The organism is Bradyrhizobium sp. USDA 4486 (assembly GCF_054057995.1).
The window spans coordinates 3,279,824-3,298,932 of sequence record NZ_JBSRZV010000001.1; the positions used below are offsets into that span (position 1 = coordinate 3,279,824).

At 61.6% G+C, this 19,109-nt stretch carries 13 protein-coding genes; 10 read left to right on the plus strand and 3 right to left on the minus strand.

The genetic code is table 11. The annotated features are described in order from the left end of the window. Positions 1 to 195: 195 nt before the first annotated feature. From ACVWY3_RS16270 to ACVWY3_RS16295, 6 genes are all read left to right on the plus strand, one after another. Positions 196 to 855 (plus strand): helix-turn-helix transcriptional regulator, encoded by a 660-nt coding sequence (locus tag ACVWY3_RS16270; RefSeq protein WP_456839347.1) that lies wholly within the window; start codon positions 196 to 198, stop codon positions 853 to 855. Positions 856 to 1,103: 248 nt separating this feature from the next. Then, positions 1,104 to 2,291 carry a glycosyltransferase gene (locus tag ACVWY3_RS16275; protein ID WP_456839348.1) on the plus strand — a complete coding sequence of 396 codons (1,188 nt, stop codon included), beginning with the start codon at positions 1,104 to 1,106 and terminating at the stop codon, positions 2,289 to 2,291. Next, complete coding sequence (locus ACVWY3_RS16280) at positions 2,288 to 3,544, plus strand: O-antigen ligase family protein (RefSeq protein ID WP_456839349.1); 1,257 nt, start codon at positions 2,288 to 2,290, stop codon at positions 3,542 to 3,544. The genes ACVWY3_RS16275 and ACVWY3_RS16280 overlap by 4 nt, the downstream gene beginning before the upstream one ends. A 3-nt stretch (positions 3,545 to 3,547) precedes the next feature. Next, positions 3,548 to 5,536: an asparagine synthase (glutamine-hydrolyzing) gene (asnB, locus tag ACVWY3_RS16285; RefSeq protein ID WP_456839350.1), complete on the plus strand. Its 1,989-nt coding sequence runs from the start codon at positions 3,548 to 3,550 to the stop codon at positions 5,534 to 5,536. Between the two features lie 11 nt (positions 5,537 to 5,547). After that, complete coding sequence (locus ACVWY3_RS16290) at positions 5,548 to 7,413, plus strand: hypothetical protein (protein WP_456839351.1); 1,866 nt, start codon at positions 5,548 to 5,550, stop codon at positions 7,411 to 7,413. Positions 7,414 to 7,713: 300 nt separating this feature from the next. Further along, positions 7,714 to 10,338 carry an AMP-binding protein gene (locus ACVWY3_RS16295; RefSeq protein ID WP_456839352.1) on the plus strand — a complete coding sequence of 875 codons (2,625 nt, stop codon included), beginning with the start codon at positions 7,714 to 7,716 and terminating at the stop codon, positions 10,336 to 10,338. Positions 10,339 to 10,399: 61 nt separating this feature from the next. Here ACVWY3_RS16295 and ACVWY3_RS16300 read toward each other — a convergent pair whose 3' ends face one another. Further along, on the minus strand, positions 10,400 to 10,972 hold the full coding sequence (locus ACVWY3_RS16300) for a DsrE family protein (RefSeq protein ID WP_456839353.1): 573 nt from the start codon (positions 10,970 to 10,972) through the stop codon (positions 10,400 to 10,402). Positions 10,973 to 11,317: 345 nt separating this feature from the next. On the opposite strand from ACVWY3_RS16300, the gene ACVWY3_RS16305 reads away from it, so the two are divergent. From ACVWY3_RS16305 to ACVWY3_RS16320, 4 genes are read left to right on the plus strand one after another with little or no spacing between them, the layout of a single operon-like run. Then, complete coding sequence (locus tag ACVWY3_RS16305; RefSeq protein WP_456839354.1) at positions 11,318 to 13,063, plus strand: hypothetical protein; 1,746 nt, start codon at positions 11,318 to 11,320, stop codon at positions 13,061 to 13,063. Between the two features lie 47 nt (positions 13,064 to 13,110). Next, positions 13,111 to 14,136, plus strand: coding sequence for a TAXI family TRAP transporter solute-binding subunit (locus ACVWY3_RS16310; RefSeq protein ID WP_456839355.1), 1,026 nt, complete (start codon positions 13,111 to 13,113; stop codon positions 14,134 to 14,136). Further along, positions 14,133 to 14,756, plus strand: a complete 624-nt coding sequence (locus ACVWY3_RS16315; protein WP_456839356.1) for a hypothetical protein — start codon at positions 14,133 to 14,135, stop codon at positions 14,754 to 14,756. Before ACVWY3_RS16310 ends, ACVWY3_RS16315 begins: the two co-directional genes overlap by 4 nt. Positions 14,757 to 14,796: 40 nt before the next feature. Then, complete coding sequence (locus tag ACVWY3_RS16320) at positions 14,797 to 15,480, plus strand: N5-glutamine methyltransferase family protein (RefSeq protein WP_456839357.1); 684 nt, start codon at positions 14,797 to 14,799, stop codon at positions 15,478 to 15,480. Positions 15,481 to 15,570: 90 nt separating this feature from the next. On the opposite strand, the gene ACVWY3_RS16325 is transcribed toward ACVWY3_RS16320, so the two are convergent. Both ACVWY3_RS16325 and ACVWY3_RS16330 read right to left on the minus strand, forming a co-directional pair. Then, entirely contained in the window at positions 15,571 to 17,100 is a 1,530-nt protein-coding gene (locus ACVWY3_RS16325; RefSeq protein ID WP_456839358.1) for an HlyD family type I secretion periplasmic adaptor subunit, read from the minus strand. After that, positions 17,100 to 18,941 (minus strand): type I secretion system permease/ATPase, encoded by a 1,842-nt coding sequence (locus ACVWY3_RS16330; RefSeq protein ID WP_456839359.1) that lies wholly within the window; start codon positions 18,939 to 18,941, stop codon positions 17,100 to 17,102. The genes ACVWY3_RS16325 and ACVWY3_RS16330 overlap by 1 nt, the downstream gene beginning before the upstream one ends. Positions 18,942 to 19,109: the final 168 nt, after the last annotated feature.

The window sequence follows — 19,109 nt, forward strand, 5'->3', positions numbered from 1 at the left end:
TACGCCCCGGCTGCACGCGGGAAGCGTATGTCTGCCTCGTTACCCCTTACTTGATCAGGGTTAGGGTGGATGCCCTGCCCGTCGGTGGCTGTCGGCCTCTCAGGCCGCAGTGGGGTACTCCCCATTCAGCGTTTACACGCTCCGCAGAGTTTGGAATCTCTGCGCCACATTCACTCCATGGCTGGGGGGATAAAAATGTTCAACTTGAGCCAAGCATTGCCAAGGACCATTGCGTTGCAAAGTCATTCATCGGAAGCGATATTCAATTCTACGAATCCCATTGCGTCCGTTCATTCTGGAGCCAACAACCAAAGACAAGACGGCCTGCGCGGGGTGCTCGCGCGGATCGGTTGCGGACAGGTCTTGCTCAGGCGCGGACGAGTCGTCGAACTCAGTCCAGCCGGCCGCGCGATATTGGAGCGTGAATCCCGTGTCAATGCGACCCAGGACACGCTCTATGGCGCTGTCAAGGAGCTGGTCAACCGCGCAGGGGCACAATTTCCAGCAGGCTCGACATCCTGGCTGGCGACATCGACCAAGGAAGGGTTCACCGCCCTGATCAACCAGGTCGCGAACGCATGGTCCGACGAGACCATTGCGCTGATCCTGCTGGATCTCGACGCGCATCCGGAGCCCTCGCCACGAACTCTGCAGCGGCTGTTCGGATTCACTGCCGCGGAAACTCAGCTCGCGATCGAATTGGCGAGAGGCAACAACCTGATCGATATTGCTCGTACGCGACGACTAAGTCGAACGACAGTGCGCTCGCAGCTTGCCTCTCTGTTTGCGAAAACGCAGACACGCCGGCAGGCCGACCTCATCGCGCTGTTGGGGCGTCTCGCCGTTTTGCCTTAGGCAGGAACACGCACGGGCACTCATCGCCTCGAATGTTGTGCCGCGGTCGCTAGCTATTGCGCCCGCGTCACTCCCCCTCTGAACGTTCTGCTCGAGCACGAGCGCAGCGCTATCCCTGTCACTCATTCGAACGAATGAAGACAACCCTCAAACGCCTCCTAAGCTATTCTCGGCCTCCTTTCCGGGACGCAGATGTTGTTCGTGCAAACTAAAACATTGTCGAGCTTGTGAAGCCGAAGGGAACCAATATGGCGCCGCACTTGCTCTGCGTGGGAGGCGAGGATCACGCCCTGAGAATCCCTTTCCTGCTGGCTCTTCAGAAACGCGGCCTGCGGGTGAGCGCGGCGGGAACCGGTGCAGCAGGTGCATTCGCAGAGCATGGCATCTCCTATCATCAATATCAGTTCGACAGATTTGGCGTGGGTCTTTCCGACAGCGCTTCGATGGGGCAACTGGCGCAGGTTGTAAGGCGCGCTTGTCCCGACGTGATCCAGACGTTTGACACCAAGCCAAACCTGTTCGCGCCCTTGGCGCTTCGTGGCTCCGTGCCCGTTGTGCGCACGATCAACGGAATGGGATGGGTCTTTTCCTCGACCCAACCGAGAGCTCTGGCCTTTCGCCCGTTCTATCTTGCCATGCAACGCCTGGCCGCTTGCTGGACCGCCGCAACGGTATTCCAGAACAAGGCCGACAAGAGCTTCTTCCAGCGATACCATTTGCTTGGAAAAAGCCTGTCAACGGTCATCGGCAGTTCGGGAATCGATAGCGCCGCCTTCGAGACGGCACGAGCGCGGATGACTTCGCCTGCAGTGCTGCGGGCCGCACTCGGGCTTCACGATGCCGAGATCGTCCTTACCGTAAGTCGACTTACCGTACAGAAGGGCATCGCGACGCTTCTCGAAGCGGCGAAAATCGTTCATCAGGTCCGGCCAAAAGCTCGCTTCCTGCTGGTCGGTCCGCGCGAAAGTGAGGGCCCGTTCGCGATAGACCAAGACCTGATTGAACGGCATGCACCATATGTGATTGCGACCGGTGCCCGATCCGATATTCCCGCGCTTCTGGGCCTCGCCGACCTCTTTGCCTTTCCAACCGAATATCGCGAAGGCATTCCTCGCGTTCTACTGGAAGCTGGGCTGGCCGGCGTACCGATCGTCGCCTCCCGCATGCCTGGCTGCGACGATGTCGTCGTCGAGGATTGGAACGGCCACCTTGTCCCGCCGCGCGACCCACCCGCGCTCGCGGCAGCAATCCTCGATCTGCTCCAGGATTCATCTCGCGCCAAGATCATGGGTCAACGCTCGATCAACGTGGTGCGGCGGGAGTTTGATCTGAACGTCGTGGCCGATCGCTACGCGGAGCTCTACAGCCACCTTCTTTCTCTCAGCCACTCATATGACGAAGGGGTGGCGGCCTACAGCAGCAGTGGAATACAATGATTGGCAGTGCCCTTCTTGCGCTTGGCCTCGTGCTTGGGACAGCATCGCAGCTGCGCCTGCCTGGCGTACCCCTGGGGATCGGTGAGATCTGCCTTGTCCTCTGGCTCGGTTTCGCATGCCTGCATCTCCTGAGCATTCCGAAAGTCTGCAACGCTACAGCTCTGCTCTGGCTTCTCGCATTCTGGGCCTGCTTTGTCTGTATTCAGAGCTTCGGGGCATTCCTTGCGTTGCTGCGTCCGGAAATCGTCGATCCCGAGCTCGTCCTGCACGACATCTTCGCATATCTCCTGGTGGCGGCCGTCACCTGTCTGGTTGCGGCGACGATGAAACCCGAAGGTGCTCTACGCCAATCGCTATGGTTTCTGATCGGGTTCTGGATCATCGCGATGGCCGCGCAATTTGCATTGGGCTGGAACTACATCAGCATCTCTTCAGTCAATCCATGGTACTGGGATCGATTCCGCGGATGGTCCGAAAATCCGAACCAGCTTGCGATCTATTGTGCGGTTTTCACGCCGCTGTCGCTCCACTTGGCCCTGACAGCCAAAGGATTTGGCCGCCTTGTCGCAGTAGTGAGCTGCATCGCGACGTTCGTCGTGGGCCGGCTGACGAAGAGCGATACATTTCTCATCTCGATGTCGCTCTCGATCCCCCTCTTGCTTGCGCTGCGCCTGCGAAGCTGGCTCACGTCACCCGAACATCGCTTCAGCCTGCGTTTTGCGGCTGCAACGCTCGCAATGGTGGCCATGGTTCCCCTTTCACTGTCGCTGCTGCCCTACGGAGTGGCGACTGCGAATGACGTCGAGGGATTCGCGGCCGGCATGATGAAGGATCGTGGCGGTGAAGGAACGAAGGCGACGGCCAGTCTGCGGCTGAGCCTTTGGCAGGACGCTGTGCATGCCGGACTGGAGTCCGGATCACTCGGCCTTGGGCCCGGACCGCACCTGGAGAAACCAACCGGCATTACCGACAAGGGTGTCGCACTCCCGGTGGAAGCTCACAGCACAATCCTGGACGTCTTCACTCAAGCCGGGCTGCCAGGCGTGTTCGCCATTTTCGGCTTGCTCGCGGGCACGCTTGTCCTCCTGCTCCGCGCGCGCCTCGACGCCTTGTCCGTCCTCATCTTTGCGCTCGCCGTCTTCAGCATCAGCCATTTCATCCTGCGCCATCCGACGGTGTGGTTTGCCGTCACTCTTGGCCTCGTCCTGGGCTTCGATCGGCGATCATGGGCGCATGCACGCACTGAAGGTTAAGCCATGTGTGGGATAACCGGGATACTTCAGACGCAACAGGCTGCTCGATCCGCGGACCTGACCGCCATCGGAGCGATGACGGCTTGTCTGCGTCACCGCGGTCCCGATGCCGACGGATTCTGGAGCGATCGGGATGCCGGAGTTGCGTTCGGACACCGGAGGCTGGCCATCATCGATCTTTCCGATGCCGGCCGGCAGCCGATGCTTTCGGGCAGCGGCCGCTTCATCATTACATTCAATGGCGAGATCTACAACCACAAGGCATTGCGCGGAGAGCTTGAGCGCGAAGGCAAACAGTTCGTCGGCCATAGCGATACGGAGGTCTTGCTCGGCCTGATCGAGAGATGGGGCCTCGAGAAGGCGCTTCAGCGCAGCAATGGCATGTTTGCGCTCGCCTTGTGGGACCGCCGCACCCGCATGCTCCATCTGGCGCGCGATCGGATGGGAAAGAAGCCACTCTATGTCGCGCGGACTCCGCATGCGCTTGTGTTCGCGTCGGAGCTCAAGGCCATTGCTGCATTTCCCGACTTTCATCGGGAGATCGACTCGGGGGCCGTCGCCGAGTTTCTCACACGCGGATGGTTGCCGGAAGACCAGTGTATTTGGCGGGGCGTCTTCAAACTCCCTCCCGGCACCATCCTGTCCATCCGCGCAGCGGATCTATCGGGCTGTCGCGACGTGGCAGCGCTGCGGGAGAACGCGCGCTCCTGGTGGTCCTTGGCCGATGTCGCTCGCGCGGGTCGTCGGACGCCGGCGCCGGCGGAGGACCAACACCTCGTCTCGCAGGCTAGCCATCTGCTCGAAGCCGCAGTCGCCGACCGCATGGTTGCGGACGTGCCGGTCGGGTTGTTCCTGTCGGGCGGAATAGACAGCTCCACCGTCGTGGCTCTAATGCAAGCCCAATCGAGTCGGCCGGTGCGGACGTACACGATCGGCTTCGGTGAGCGCGCCTTCGATGAGACGGCCAATGCTGCGGCCGTGGCGCGACATCTGGGCACCAGCCACACCGAGCTACGCGTCACTCCCGCGGAAGCCAGAGCGGTCATTCCCGAGCTTCCAACCGTCTGGGACGAGCCGTTCGCCGATGAATCGCAGATTCCGACGCTGCTTCTGTCACGGCTCGCACGGCGGGAAGTCACGGTCGCACTTTCGGGCGACGGAGGCGACGAGTGCTTCGCCGGTTATTCCAGGCACGTTCTGTGCGCCCGCCTTGCTCCTCTACTGAACTCCAGCAAGCCAATAAGGACGATGGCCGCATCAGGCGTGGCGCTGCTCGGACGCGGTATGCGCGAAAGCGTCGTCGAGGCGCTTCATCTTCCAGGCTGGTTACAGCGGATGACGCACAGTGACCGGATCAATCGCCTGGCAAACCTCATTGGCAGCGACGACATCGCTGGCATGTACCGGAGGTCGACACAGCTCACCGAGTTGCAGTTGACACAGGCTCAACCGGGTAGAGATTCGGATTTGATTCCGCCGCTCGACGATCTTTTGTCCGAGTTCATCGTTCGGGACATGCTTGGATATCTTCCGAGCGATATTCTCGTGAAGCTCGATCGTGCCAGTATGGCGACGAGCCTGGAGGCGCGCTGCCCACTGCTCGACCATCGCGTTGTCGAGTTCAGCTGGTCGCTGCCGAACTCCGCGAAGGTGCGTCATGGCCAGGGGAAATGGCTCCTGCGCCAAGTACTAGGCCGCCATCTGCCCCGGCATCTGTTCGAGCGACCGAAACAGGGCTTTGACGTACCCGTCGGCGCCTGGCTGAAGGGACCGCTTCGTTCGTGGGCATCGGACCTCATGTCCGAGTCGCGCCTTCGCAACCAGGATCTCCTGGACGCAGCGCGCGTGCAGGACTGTTGGCTTCAACATCTTAGCGGCCGCCGAGATTTTTCGCGAGCGCTGTGGGCTGTCCTCATGCTGCAATCCTGGCTCGACACGCCGGTTGCCTGCGGGACGTCGCGCCTGGCGGGCGCGATGGAACCAGCGCAGTAAAGGAGCACGCGATGGAAGCGTTCGCAGGTAAACGAATTCTGCCGGTCACAGTTCTGCCGCAGGACCGATCGAGGGCCGACGAGCCCCGTTCCGATGACACCATCGCCGCATTCAAGCATGTCTTCGACAGCGTCAGGCAGTACAAGCGCTTCATTATGAGGATGATCGGCGCAGGGGCGCTGCTCGCAGTGGTCTGGAGTCTGTTGATGTCCCCCTCCTATGTCGCGACGGCACAGCTCGTCGTGAGCGCCCGGGGCGCCGGACCAGCAGATACTGCCGGCGCACCTGCCGCCGCGCCGACTGGCGGGTCGGACGACCCGACCATCGACACCCACGTGACCGTTATGTCGTCCGATGCCTATCTGCGGCGCCTGCTGCCGGCGCTGAAGATGCTCGATCAGCCGGCGCAGGGAAAAGGAACGGATTCGTTACTCCGCACCGCATGGTCAAAGATAAGAGAGCTCCTCTCGTTCCGGAAAGACCAACCGAGCGACGGCGCGGCGGTGGCGGCATTGAAAGGGCGTTTGAAAGTAAGTCAGGAGCGCCGATCCAGAGTTATTAGCGTCATCGCCAACGATGCCAATCCGCAACGAGCCGCCGACATCGCGAACCTCGTCGCCCGGTCCTACGCTGACGAGCTCGTCAGACAAAAGCAAACGGTAGAGCAGCAGGCCCTGAACGCCATCGCCGCACAGTCTGCGGCCGTTCAGCATGAACTGTCGATGGCAAACGCAGAATGGGATCGCTCAAGCCAGACCTCGTCAGCGCAGAGTGCGGCGTTGGAGTGGAAGATCACCACCCTGGCGCAGCAGTATGAAACATTGCTACGGAAGCGGCAGGATCTAACCACGAGGGGCGTCGTTGCCGAACCGGACGTGACCGTCATCGCGGAAGCGTCTCCGCCGGACTTGCCCAGTTCGTTGAATCCTTTCCTCCTCGTTCCTCCGATCACGATCGTTTTCGCTCTTCTGGCCTGCTTTACAGCGGTGGTCTTGAAGCGCCTCGATCGAAGCCTGCACACGGAGGCCGAAGCCGCAGAGGCATTGGGTATCCCGTGCCTCGGGTTGGTACCATCGATTCCGCCGGAGTTGAGCACCCCGCCACGGCGGTTCGTGGACGAATCGGCGATCTCATACAACAAGGCAGTCCGTTCCACCGTGGTGTCTCTCATGGCCGCGGATCCGGTCGCGCCACCGCGCCGGCACGTAGTCCTTGTGACATCCAGCTTGCATGGTGAAGGCAAGAGCGCCATCGCGTGGAGTTTCGGTTTTTGCTCCGCGCAACTAGGTCAGCGCGTGCTGTTCATGGATTTCGCTCAAGTGCCCCGGCGTGCCACCGGCGATACTCCGGATCTGTTGAAGCTGCGGGCGCATGAAGGAGCGGCAGCCGAGGCCGTTCAGCACATTCCTGAGCTCGGCATCGATTACGTGTCGTCACGATTGTCCGAGGGTAACCACCTTGGGCCGCTGGCAGGACCCAAGCTCGCGACATTGTTCGAGCACTTCCGAAAGACCTATGATCTGATCGTCATCAACGCTCCGTCTTTGGACGAGGCGCCTGAAGTGCGGCTGCTCGCTTATTGGGCGGATCATGTCTTGCTCGCCGTCCGGGCCGGAAGCACGAGCCGAGACGTCGTGCAGAGCACATTGAGTCGGTTCGCACGAACATCGGACATTGAGTCCAGCGTCAAGCTCTGGTGCGTCCTGACACGCGGACGGACGACTGAGTTTGCGTCACCGGATGTAGAGCGGCCATGGGCGTCGAGCTTCGGGCTGTCCTTTCGCAGCCTCAAAACAGTAGCAGCACGGTGGATGAATATAGCGGCGTTCATCCGTACTCCAGGTGACGCCGAACCCGGTTGGAGGCAACGGAAATGAGACGGCTGGCCGTGTGCTGACCACCCGGCCCGCTGGACGGCAACAAGCCTATCGGCCTGGCAGGCCGCCCGGCGTGCGTACGGACTTCTTGGACAGGTGCCGTCGGGCTCCGGCAGTCGAAAATCAGCATCCTTCATTCGAAGTATGCGAGCCCGGGCTGGACTAACATACGTTGAAGCAGGAAATGGAACGGGTCCTGTGATGCAGCTTGAGACAACTAGCACGACATGTCCGTCTGGTGGGTCATGCGACACCCTCGAGACGTCCCCGTCCTCGTTCCCACAGCAATCTTTTGCAACATTGCGCTGGCTCAGCCCCACGGAGGTACCGCTCGACCTGCATGGCCCGGTGGATCGATCGTTCGCGCCCTTGGGAGCCGACTTTGCCGGCGTCTCTGCCATCGATCACCTCGTCGCGGTGAGCCTGAAGTTTGCAAACAAGGTCGCGATCAGCGACGGCAATCATTCCTTCACGTACTCACAACTACTGTCCCGCGTCTTGACCTTGGCCCGGGCGATCGAGGCTTTGACCCCTGAGGGAGAGGCCGTCGGATGGCTATTGCGCAGCTCGGCCTGGCAGCCAATTGCCATGCTGGCCTGCATGGCGGTCGGACGGACCCTCATCCCGCTCAATCCGCGCGATCCGGTTCAGCGGCTGACGGGCATCGCCACGACTGCACGGATTTCTGTATTGATCGGACAGGGCGCCGGCGCTTCTGCCGACTGGATCGAGCAATGCGGCCTGTTCTGGCTTGACGTCGCAAGTGCCTGCGAAGCTTCAGCAGCAATCACGACGGACGCGCGCGTTTCGGTCGATGCTCCTTCAGTAGTGCTCTATACCTCCGGTAGCACTGGAACGCCGAAAGGTGTCGTGAATAGCCAACGCAATCTGCTCCAGCGCGTTCAGCAATACGTGGATGCATGTCACATCAGTGCCGATGACGTCTTCATGCCTCTGAGCGGCCCCACCACGATCGCCGGCTGCCGAGAAATGCTGTCCGCACTATTGACGGGAGCAAGACTTCACATCGTCGACGTCGAGGCGCTCGGGTTGCGCGGCGTTCTTCGTCAGATCGCCGCTCAACAGGTCACGATCACCTACGTCGTACCAGCCTTGGCTCGTGCGCTGATCACCGCCAGCCGGCAAGGCGACTTCGATTCGCTTCGCATCGTTCGCATTGGCGGCGAGAAGGTGTTGTGGACCGACATTGGGCTCGTCCGAAAGGCGGTGAAGCCCAGTTGCTTCATTCAGGTCAGCTATTTGTCGACCGAGACCACCGGCACGCAGTGGTTTCTTCCCAAGGAATGGCGAGAGGATGGCGTCAGCGTCCCAGTTGGTTACCTTCTTCCCGGCATATCCTATGCCGTGGTCGACGAACGTGGAAAATCGGTCCAGTGCGGCGAGGTCGGAGAACTGGTCATAAAGAGCAGGTACGTCATGCTCGGATACTGGGAAGGCGGACTGCTTTCGCCGGCATTGCCCGCCCCGGATGACCCAAAGGCTCGCATCTACCGGACCGGCGACCTGGTGGTCGTGGATCCCCAAGGACTGGTGCGCATCGTCGGACGGAAGGGACGCCAGCTCAAGATCAATGGTCAGCGTGTTGAGCCCGCCGAGCTCGAGAGTGCGCTGCGCAAGCTCACCTATGTGAAGGACGCCGTCGCCATCGTGTCAGACGCGAACGAGCTGATCCTTTTCGTATCGCCGGCCAAACCACCCAGGCCGCACTTCCAGACCGACATTCGCGATGCGATCCGACAGGTTCTTCCCGCGGCCCTGCATCCCACCAGGCTGCACGAGGTACCAGAGATTCCCCGCCTTCCCGGAGGAAAGATCGATCACGCCCGGCTGAAGCTGCTCGATGCGGAGACCAAAAAGACCCCGCCCATGCCTGTGCCGACCGCGCAGAAAATGGCCGAGGCGCACAGGGTCGTGCAACAGGTGTGGAGCAGTATCCTGGGCGCACAGGAAGCCGTCGGACGTTGGGACGAGGCCGGCGGAGATTCCCTGAAGCTCCTGCGCTGTGTCATGGATCTCGAAGAGCTGATCGGCCGTGAACTCAGCATGGAAGCATTCACGGTGGAGATGACGGCTGACGACATGGTCCAGGCCGTCGCCACGGTCGACCAACCAGCGCGGCAGCCTCTTGACCATCCGACTGTGCCGGCTCTTGTCATACTGCCTGGCTCCATGGGATACGGCCCGAGCATGGCCGCGTTCGGCGCTCAGCTGAGCAAGGTGGCACGCGTCATCCCGATTCGTTATCCAGACCTGAGCTGGAGCCTCGCAGGCGGCGATTCCGTCCAGGAGATGGCTGCGCTGGCCGTCGAACAGATCAATGCGGCCCAACCGCGTGGCGACGTTCGAATGATCGGTTATTCCCTGGGCGGCGGCGTCGCCTTCGAAGTTGCCGCGCGACTGATCGAACAGGGCCGTGCAGTCAAGTTTCTGGGCATACTCGACACCAATGTGGGTCCGCGCAGGGCAAATCACCGCGAAGCCTTTTCGCGCACGATGCAGCGGATCCGATCCCACCGGATGACCATCTACCGCATGCTTTGCCGCTCAGTGGCGAAGTTGGCCACCCGAATGGGCCAAGAGGTTCGATTCTGCAGCCTCGTCGACGCCATCACGTGGTCTCGCCTGGCAAGCACACGTTTCATGCTCAAGCTCGAACTCGAGGAACTCCTGCGGATGCGGGCATTCGGGCGCTGGGTTTCCGACACCAAACCCCGTCTGCCCATCAAGGGAACGGTCTTCGCCTGTCATCGGCCAGGAGTAACGCCGCGCCTTGGATGGGACGCCCTGTTCGAAGAGCTGGATGTGATTCCGATCGCCGGCGGACATCTTGATCTGGTGATCGAGCCACATCTCTCGGTCAACCGGCCTGTCATCGAGCGCGCGATTGCGGCTTCCAACTCTTGATGCGAGGTGCTTTCAAACCAACCGTCCTGTCAGGACAGCACCGTACAGACCGATCGTTCCGTCAGGGTCGCAAGTAGCTCCAGCCTTGCTCTTGAAGCTCGATCAGGCGGACCACCCCGGACTTGGTGACCTTGGCTTGCGAAATCAGAGGAATGTCTTTGCCTTCGGTCTTCGTCATGTTCTCGCGCGTATTTCCGCATGCCGAGAACGTCAGTCCGGGAGTGGTCTCGCTCATCGCTGCAACACGCCCTTTGACGGGGGACGTGTCGTCGCGCAGCATGTGCAGTCCCGGTCCGTACGCGACCACTTCTATTTCGACTTTCTGATTGAGGTCGCTGTAGTGCTGAGCCACGTTGCTGACGTTGTTGAGGGCTAGGTTCATCACCGCGGGATCGTTGACGTCGACATGGATGACAAGCCGATGCGGACGCTCGGTCCGTGGCGTCGCATTCGATATCTTGGCATTTGCATTCCTGACCGAAAGGCTGGGATTCTTGCTGGAGAACGGCGATTGCGCAGAACCGTGAGTTTCCATGCCGCTTGCGAGGATCAGTCCGAAGGCCGCGACGCCGGCAAGAATGGCAAATGATCTGCTCATATTTTGCTCCCAGCGCGTGTGATGAGCCGTGCACATCGCAAGCTATTTAAGCGGTCGGCGGGGTCAAGACGCTTCGAGCAACGGTCCGTTCTCATCTACTTAATACCCATTGCCGCTCCTTCTAATCCGTTCTGGCTACTACGACTGCGATCTCGACAGTACGTCGGTGAACGCGGTGTCATGACTACCAAGCCATGATCCCTACCAAGCATTTTCATTTGGGCTGTAGTGATGGGGGCGCAGAGATCCGAGTTGTTGAAAAGAAGAGCGACCGCGATGATTGCTGTGCGTTGGCCCCGGCGCGAGCAGCTTCCATTCCGCGGACGCGGATTGTTCGACCTCGCTTACCGCTTGCATAGGCACGCAAGCGTGGGTGCTTTCATGGTGATCCCGGTCATCTGCCTTGTGCCGCTTCTGGTTGGTACGGCAGCTGCTGCGTCCTGGAACGAACAAGAGGGCAGCGCCCAGTTCGTCGCAGCAGCGGCATTCAATCAATCGACGGGCACGGGCGAACGAAAGCCAATCAAAGAGGTCGAACGAACGCAGATCTTCGCTCAACGCGTGGACAAGACGCAACCTGCCCCGCCGCAACCCGCTCCAAGGCCCGCGGCAGCCGCGCAAGGAGCAACGACGAAGGAGCAGCAACGCGCACCTGCTGAGGCCGGTGCCGTTCCGCCGGACACGATGTCTCTACCGGCCGACCGTGGCGCAGTTCAGCGTGCGTCAGAAGCAGAGCGGATCAATCAGCAACTACTGCTGGATCAGGAACGCCAGCGCAGGGAACAGCTTGCCCGCGAATTGGCTTCGGTCCGAGCGGAGCTGGACGCGGCGCGGCAAATCCAGACGCACACCGCCCGCGCCATCGAGATCGGAATCCAGCAAACGCAGGCACTCGAGCAGGAACGGGAAAAGACGAGCACTCTATCGCGTGAGCTCTCGTTCCTGAGAGCAGAACTCGATGTCGCACGAGTCGCGGCTTCGAAGGCGATGCAAGCGTCCGAAATGGAAGTCAAGCAGGAATGTCCACTCGACCGACGGAACGGAGCGAAGCGTTTTGCACTCCAGCTTGCTTCGCTTCGCTCAGAGCTGGACGGCGCTCGCAACACAATATCCGAGGCCACGAATTCCATTGCGAGGGAGACTGAACGGAGGCAAGCTCTGGAGCGAGAACTGAAGCAGGAGCAGGATAAGACTGAGGCTCTCATCAATGAACTCAGCGCTCTCCGGACTACGGCCTCCGAGACCGTCAAGATCAATGCTGCAGATTCCGCTGAAAAGCAGGCGCTGAGACGCGAGCTTGAGAAGCAGCGAGACAGGGCAGATAGCGCGGCCCGCCAGCTGGACTCGTCTCAGGCCGAACTCCGTGCAGCACAAACTGCGGCATCAGAACTGACGGCCCACCTCGCCGCCGATGGCGAACACCAGCGGGTGCTGGAGCGCGATCTCGAGCAGCAACGAAACCGTGCGGACGCGCTCGCGCGAGAGACGACATCGCTGAGGAATGAGCGCGATGCGGCGCGTGCTGAAGCGTCGGATGCGGCGCGCGCCGCCGAGGCTGCCGCAAAGACCCAAGCCAAGCGCGAAAAGGAGCAAGCAGGAGGCGGCAAGGCACCGTCCGCGACGTTTGCATCCGCCCGGGATCAACTTGCAGCGTGGAACGCTTTCGCCGATGTGCTCGCCCTCTCGCGTGGCGACCAGGGCCGCGCGCCCATCCAAAGTGTCGTCCAGACGCCCGCTCTACCCGCGCCCAAGCCTCCAGCTTCTGCCGCAACGCCGCCGAATGCGCAGCTCACAATGGGCTCTGCGCCGTCTGACCAGACGGAGCAAACGGCCGCTGTCAGCGCGGCACCGCGGCCACTGGCCAACGAGGAGAGACTGCTCGCCCGTGCCAGCGCATTGCTCCGCCAAGCGGACATCAACGGCGCCCGTGGGCTCCTCGAATATGTATTAACGCATGGCAGCGCACAGGCTGCCTTCATGCTGGCCCAAACTTACGATCCTCACATGCTGCAATCCTGGGACGTCCGCGGCGTCACCGGCGATTCGGCGAAAGCGCGCGAGCTGTATGAACGAGCTCGGGCTGGCGGCATTCGCGATGCGGACGGACGGATCAAGGGACTCAGATAGCTGGCGAGTGAGCCTTGGGAAGGCAGCCCAAAAAGGGGGAGCGATTCATGTTCTTGAACAAGCTCGCATTCACGGTAGTGCTGGCGATGCTCGGCCTGCAGCTGACCGCCAGTGCCCAATCTCGCCCGCCCCGCGAGCCGCCGCCGGCATCAAGCGCGGCACGAACCGCCGACACGATCGCAAAGGAGCGCATCAACGCGTGGACGGTCGGGCTCGCCGGAGGGCTCATTGAGGGCGCGCCGCTTCGGCTCGCCGCAGAGATCGCCCGGGTCGTCAATGAAGAGGACAAGCTGCACGTCATTCCGATCGTGACGACAGGCGCGACCGAGAACGTCAATTCGCTGCTCTACCTCAGGGGCGTCGATGCGGCAATCATCAACACCGACGCGCTTGACGAGTACAAGGCACAGGTTCCGGGGATCGAACGGCGAATCGTCTATGTGCTCAACCTCTTCCCGGCCGAGCTGCACGTCTTCGTGCGTCCCGAGATCAAGTCGCTCGATGACCTCAAGGGAAAGAAAGTCAACTTCAATACCCAGGGTACGGCGGCCGCCTACTCTGGTCCGCTGATCTTCAGCCGGCTGGGATTGAATGTCGAAAAACTGTTCATTCCCCATCAGGTCGCATTGCAACAGATGAAGAATGGAGAAATTGCAGCGGTCGTCTTCATCACGTCCAAGCCAGTCGATGCATTCTTGAAAGGTCGTTGGGACGATGGCTTCAAGTTCCTGCCGATCGAATATGATCCCCGATTTGAGGATTACTATCTTCCGTCATTCCTTGATGCAAAGGATTATCCCAACCTGGTTCCGAACGGCACGCGGATTCCAACCATTGCCGTTCCTACAATTCTTGCCGCGTACAATTGGCAACCACAGAGCGATCGCTACCGGCGGATGGCGCGCTTCGTGGATCACCTTTTCGGAAGACTCGACCGGCTGCAATCCGCCGGCTTCGATCCGAAATGGAAGGACGTGAATCTCCGCGCGGGTGTCCCGAGCTTGGCCCGATTTGGCCCAGCGCAGGAATGGCTCGATCATTCATCCAGCGCGACCGTCGGCTTGTCGCGATGACGCGCCTCGATACCCTCGTAGCCTGCGTGCTCGTGGGTATGGCGCATCTCGACTGCGCGTGGGCCGACGACGCGACGGATCGCTTGAAGGCATGCGCGCAATTTCAGGGCATGGAGCACATGACATGCGTCGACCAGCGGATCGGGGCGGTCGCACCCGAGCGATTGGTCCAGCTCGCTCCTCAAACTCCGAACTGGATTGTGAGCGAAACGACATCGCCGGTCGACTACAAGCCACAGATCGGCGCGCGAACGACCGCACGGTCCGGCTCGAAGGATGCGCCCTCCTCGCTCGCTATCCATTGTCACGCCAATCGAACCGCGCTGTTGCTCTCCGCAGCGAGTCCCTGGACCCAAACCCCCTCGTCCGAGATCCGAGTCGTATTCCAGATCAATGATCAGGCGGCTGTAGACCAACGCTGGAAGGTCGCCGATGGCGGACGAAGCCTGGTCTTTCCGGGCGATGCCGCCCGTCTCATAGGCGCCATGCCGGCGGCTGGTCGACTTCTGGTCAAAGTGTACACTGGAGCGGCTCCCGTCTCCGAGAACGAGTTTGAGCTGGTGGGTCTGGAGGCAGTTCGCCGGCGATTTGCAGAAGTCTGCGGCCGGCCGGCGAGCTGAGCCGGGCTGAACGATGGGCAGGAACGGGGGTCTGAAGGCAATGGCTGAAACAATCAATGTCGGCGAAGCTTACGGGCGTGGATCCACGCTGTTCATGGGAATCGAGCTGCTGGTCACTCCCGGCGCTCTCGTGCCTCGGCCGGAGACGGAGTTGCTTGCCAGAACCGCGATTGACGCTCTACGCCAAAGACACCTCTCCGCGCCGCTGGTCGTCGACATGTGCTGCGGCGCCGGTAATCTGGCATGCGCGATTGCGCTCAACATGCCCGGTGCTCGCGTCTGGGCTAGCGATCTGACCGACGGGTGTGTCGAGCTCGCGCGACGCAATGCTGCCCATCACGGCCTCGATTCACGCATGGCCGTGCTTCAAGGCGATCTGTTCGGGGCCCTGTCGGCTCTGCAGCTGGAACGAGCAATCGACGCGATCGTCTGCAATCCACCCTACATCTCGGAATCGCGCCTCAAGAGCGATCGCGCTTCCCTGCTCATAGACGAGCCGCGTGAGGCATTCGCTGCCGGGCCGTACGGACTGAGCATCCATATGCGCGTTGCCAAAGACGCACCTCGATACTTGCGGCCGGGAGGACTGCTGCTGTTCGAAGTCGGCCGCGGGCAGGATCGCCAAGTGGCAACCCTGCTCGAACGCAACGAGGCTTACGGGAATGTCCGCGTGGTTAGGGACGAGACCGGCACCGGTCGCGTCGTAATGGCGCACGCAAATTGATGCCGGTTTCGCCCGCGTCGTACCCGAACGATGGGCCGGCATCACTGTATCCAGCGACCCGCGCGCCGGCGAGGGAAAGCCGACGTGTCGTCAGCTTTCCCTCATGCCGCGCCGGATCGCGTCCGTGATCGGTTGGGTCAGATACGCAAGAATTGTGCGTTCGCCGGTTGCGATCAGAACGTCAGCCATCATGCCAGGCTTGAGCTTCTCACGGACTGCCTCGGGGAACTGAGTGACCTGGACCGACACTTTCACCTCGTAATAGGGTTGATGCGTCGCATCGTCGCGAGTGGCATCGGCCGCGATCGAAAGCACCTCCCCGAGAGCGATCGGCGTCGTGCGCGCCTTGAATGAGGGTAGCCGCACCTCGGTCGGCAGGCCGAGCTGGACGTGGTTGATGTCGAGCGCCGACACCTTTGCAGCCACCACGAGCACGTCGTTATCCGGCACGATCTCCATCAACACCTCGCCCGCCTTGATCACGGCACCGATCGTGTGAACCTTGAGGTTCACGATCCGCCCAGATCGCGGTGCGCGCACCTCCATCCGGGCCAGCACATCGACGGCGACGCGCAGCTTCTCGCGCGCATCAGCAAGCTGGGCACGGGTGTCGGCGAGCTTGCCGGTTGCTTCCTCCAGCACCTTCTGCCCGACTTGATCGATCTGCAGCCGCGACTCGTCAATGATGCGGCCATAGCGAGCGATGTCCGCCTCATAGGCGCCGATCTTGCCCTCGAGGTCCGCTCTGGAGCGCTCCAACGTGGCGACGCGCGCGAACGGCACGATGCCCTGGTCAGCGAGCGGCTTGAGCTTGGTGTATTCCTGGCTCACACTGTCGAATTGCGCGTGGGCGCCCTTGTTTTGCGCGGTGTTTCCCTGGATCTGCCGCTGCGCCTGCGCGATTCGCTCCTCGAGAATCGAGATCTCGATCTTTCGCGCCGCGCGACGTTCATCGAAGCGCCGCTTCTGGTCCCCCATTGCGCGCAGCGCGCTCGGATCTGAGCTCTTCTGGAGCAGCTCGGCCGGAAACGTGATGCTATCCTTTCCTTCGGCTTCCGCCTGCAGACGTGCCTCCTCAGCGACCGCCGAGTACACCGCCGAGCGGGCGATCTCCTCCTTGGCCCGCTCCTGGGTCGGGTCGAGCCGCAACAGGACCTGACCTTCCGCGACATGCGCATCGCCTGTCACCATCAGATCCCGGACGATTCCACCCTCGAGATGCTGCACGACCTTGCGGTCGCTCTCGACGACAACGGAGCCGGTCGCCACCACGGCACCATCGATCGATGCGAGGGCTGTCCAGCCGCCGAACACGCCAAAGGTGAGGAAGACGATCAGGAAGCCCCGCCGCGCGGGCGTCTTCCAATCGCCCGGCGGCCCCTCATTGTCGCCCAGTGAGGACCATTGGGACCACAGGGCGGGCAGTTTTGTCTTTGCAAGGTGAAGCAGCGAGCTTGTCATCGCTTTCGCCTTGGCAAGGAGTTGATCCGAAGCTTGCGGTGCCAGCTTGCCGGGAGCCAGCGGCGCTCGCGCCGCTTCGCCGGTTTTGTTGAACTGCCTCAGAAGTTCCGCCAGTTCGTTGTCGAGAGCGTCCGCTCCCCGTTGCAACATCTTGTCCATTATTGCCTCGTCGCGTGCGCCGGGCGCAGCTGATTTGAAAACTGTGCGGACCCGTGAATACCTTCAGCGCGGTGGTGGCCCTCAGCATGATGATGGCGGTCAGCACGATGGTGTTCGGCAGGCCCGCGCACCTCGCGTCGCATCGGTGCAACTGTCTTGCCAAGCAGCGCAGGCAGCATTTCCTCGCGCGTCCCGATTCGTCCGAGCCGCCCGTCGTGCATGAACACGATCTTGTCTACGGCGGCGAGCAGGTTCGGTCGGTGATTGATGATCACGATCGTCACCTTACTCTGCCGCAGTCTCTGGATCGCATCGGCCAGCGCGCGATCGCCGTCGCCGTCGAGATTCGCGTTCGGCTCGTCGAGCACGACCAGCACAGGCTTGCCGAACAGTGCGCGTGCGAGCCCGATGCGCTGCCGTTGGCCGCCGGAGAGACCTGCGCCGTTATCCCCGATCACCGTGTCATAGCCCTTCGGAAGACGCTGGATCATTGCATGCGCCGATGCCAACTGCGCCGCCTCCACGACCGCCTCGTCGGACGCGTCGTCGCGGAAACGAGCAATATTGTCGCGCACGGTGCCGGCGAACAGCTCCACGTCCTGCGGCAGGTAGCCCAGGTTCCGTCCGAGGAAATTGGGGTCGAAATGCGTAATATCATTACCGTCGATACGCACGCAGCCGTGCGCCAGCGGCCAGGCTCCGACTAGAGCCCGTGCTAGCGACGATTTTCCGGAGCCGGACTGGCCGACGACGGCGACGACCTCGCCCGGCTCCAGGCGGAACGAGACGTCGGCGATAGCCGGCAATTGCGAACCGGGAACGAGAACCGTCGCGGCCTCAAGCGAGACCTGGCCCACCAACGCCGGCAGTCTCGTCGGCCGCCGCTCCGTGGCGCGCGCCTCAAGCGCGCGATTGAGTCGGGCATAGGAGGTCCGCGCGGCAACGAGCGCCTTCCATTGCGAGACGGCAGCCTCCACGGGCGCAAGAGCGCGTCCCATGATCAGCGAAGCGGCAAACAGCACACCTCCCGAGATTTCCTGCTGGATCGCAAGATAGGCGCCCACTCCCATGATGATGACCTGAATCGCCATGCGCAGGAATTTGGAGATTGCGAGCAACGTCCCACCGCGCTCTCCGGCCGTCGCGCTTTCCGACAGCGCCTGTTCATGAGTTTGCGCCCAGGATGAGCGGATCGCAGGTCCCATTCCAAGCGCGCGGATCGCTTCTGCGTTGCGGAGCGAAGAGGTCAAACGGTCAAGTGCATGGAGATTCTTCGACGCAGCCGCATTCAGCGGCTTCTTCGTAAGACGCTCGTTGAGGAAGGCCAGCGTCAGAATGATCACTGCGCCGACCAGGGCGACCAAGCCGATCAGGGGATGGAGCAGAAAACAGATCGCGAGGAAAATCGGCGTCCACGGCACGTCCATCAGCGACGTGATCACGCCGCCCGACAGCACCTCTCGCAAGGTATCGACGTCGCGCAGCAGCTGGACATGGTGCGAGCTGCTTGTGCTCAGCGCCTGTCCGAGCGCGGTCTCGAATGTCTCCCCCGAGATGAGCTGATCGAAGTGAAGCCCGGTTTGCACAAGAACGCGGCTGCGAAAATGCTCGAGCGCCGCGTAGCTGACGAAGAGCGCGAGCGCGATCACCGACAGCAGCAACAACGTCATCCCGTTGCGGCTCGTTAGCACCCGATCGTAGATCTGCATGGTGTAGAGCGGCGAGACGAATACCAGCAGATTGATGAAGATGGATAGTCCGCCGGCCGCGATCAGGCCGGGACGTATCTGACGGAGAGCGCTCGCGAGCGCTGATTGTTTTGCCGAAGCGTGCATGTGCATATCCGGGCCGCCCTTGGCCGGGCGGCGGTAAGCTGGTTGAAAATTGCATGCAATCGAGCGTCAGGACGCCCGCATTTCAACATTCCGCCGTGCGCGGAATGGCACCCCTACTCCCGACCACTGCGGTCGCGAGGCATCCCCACATTGAGCATACGCGCGGGCGGACCG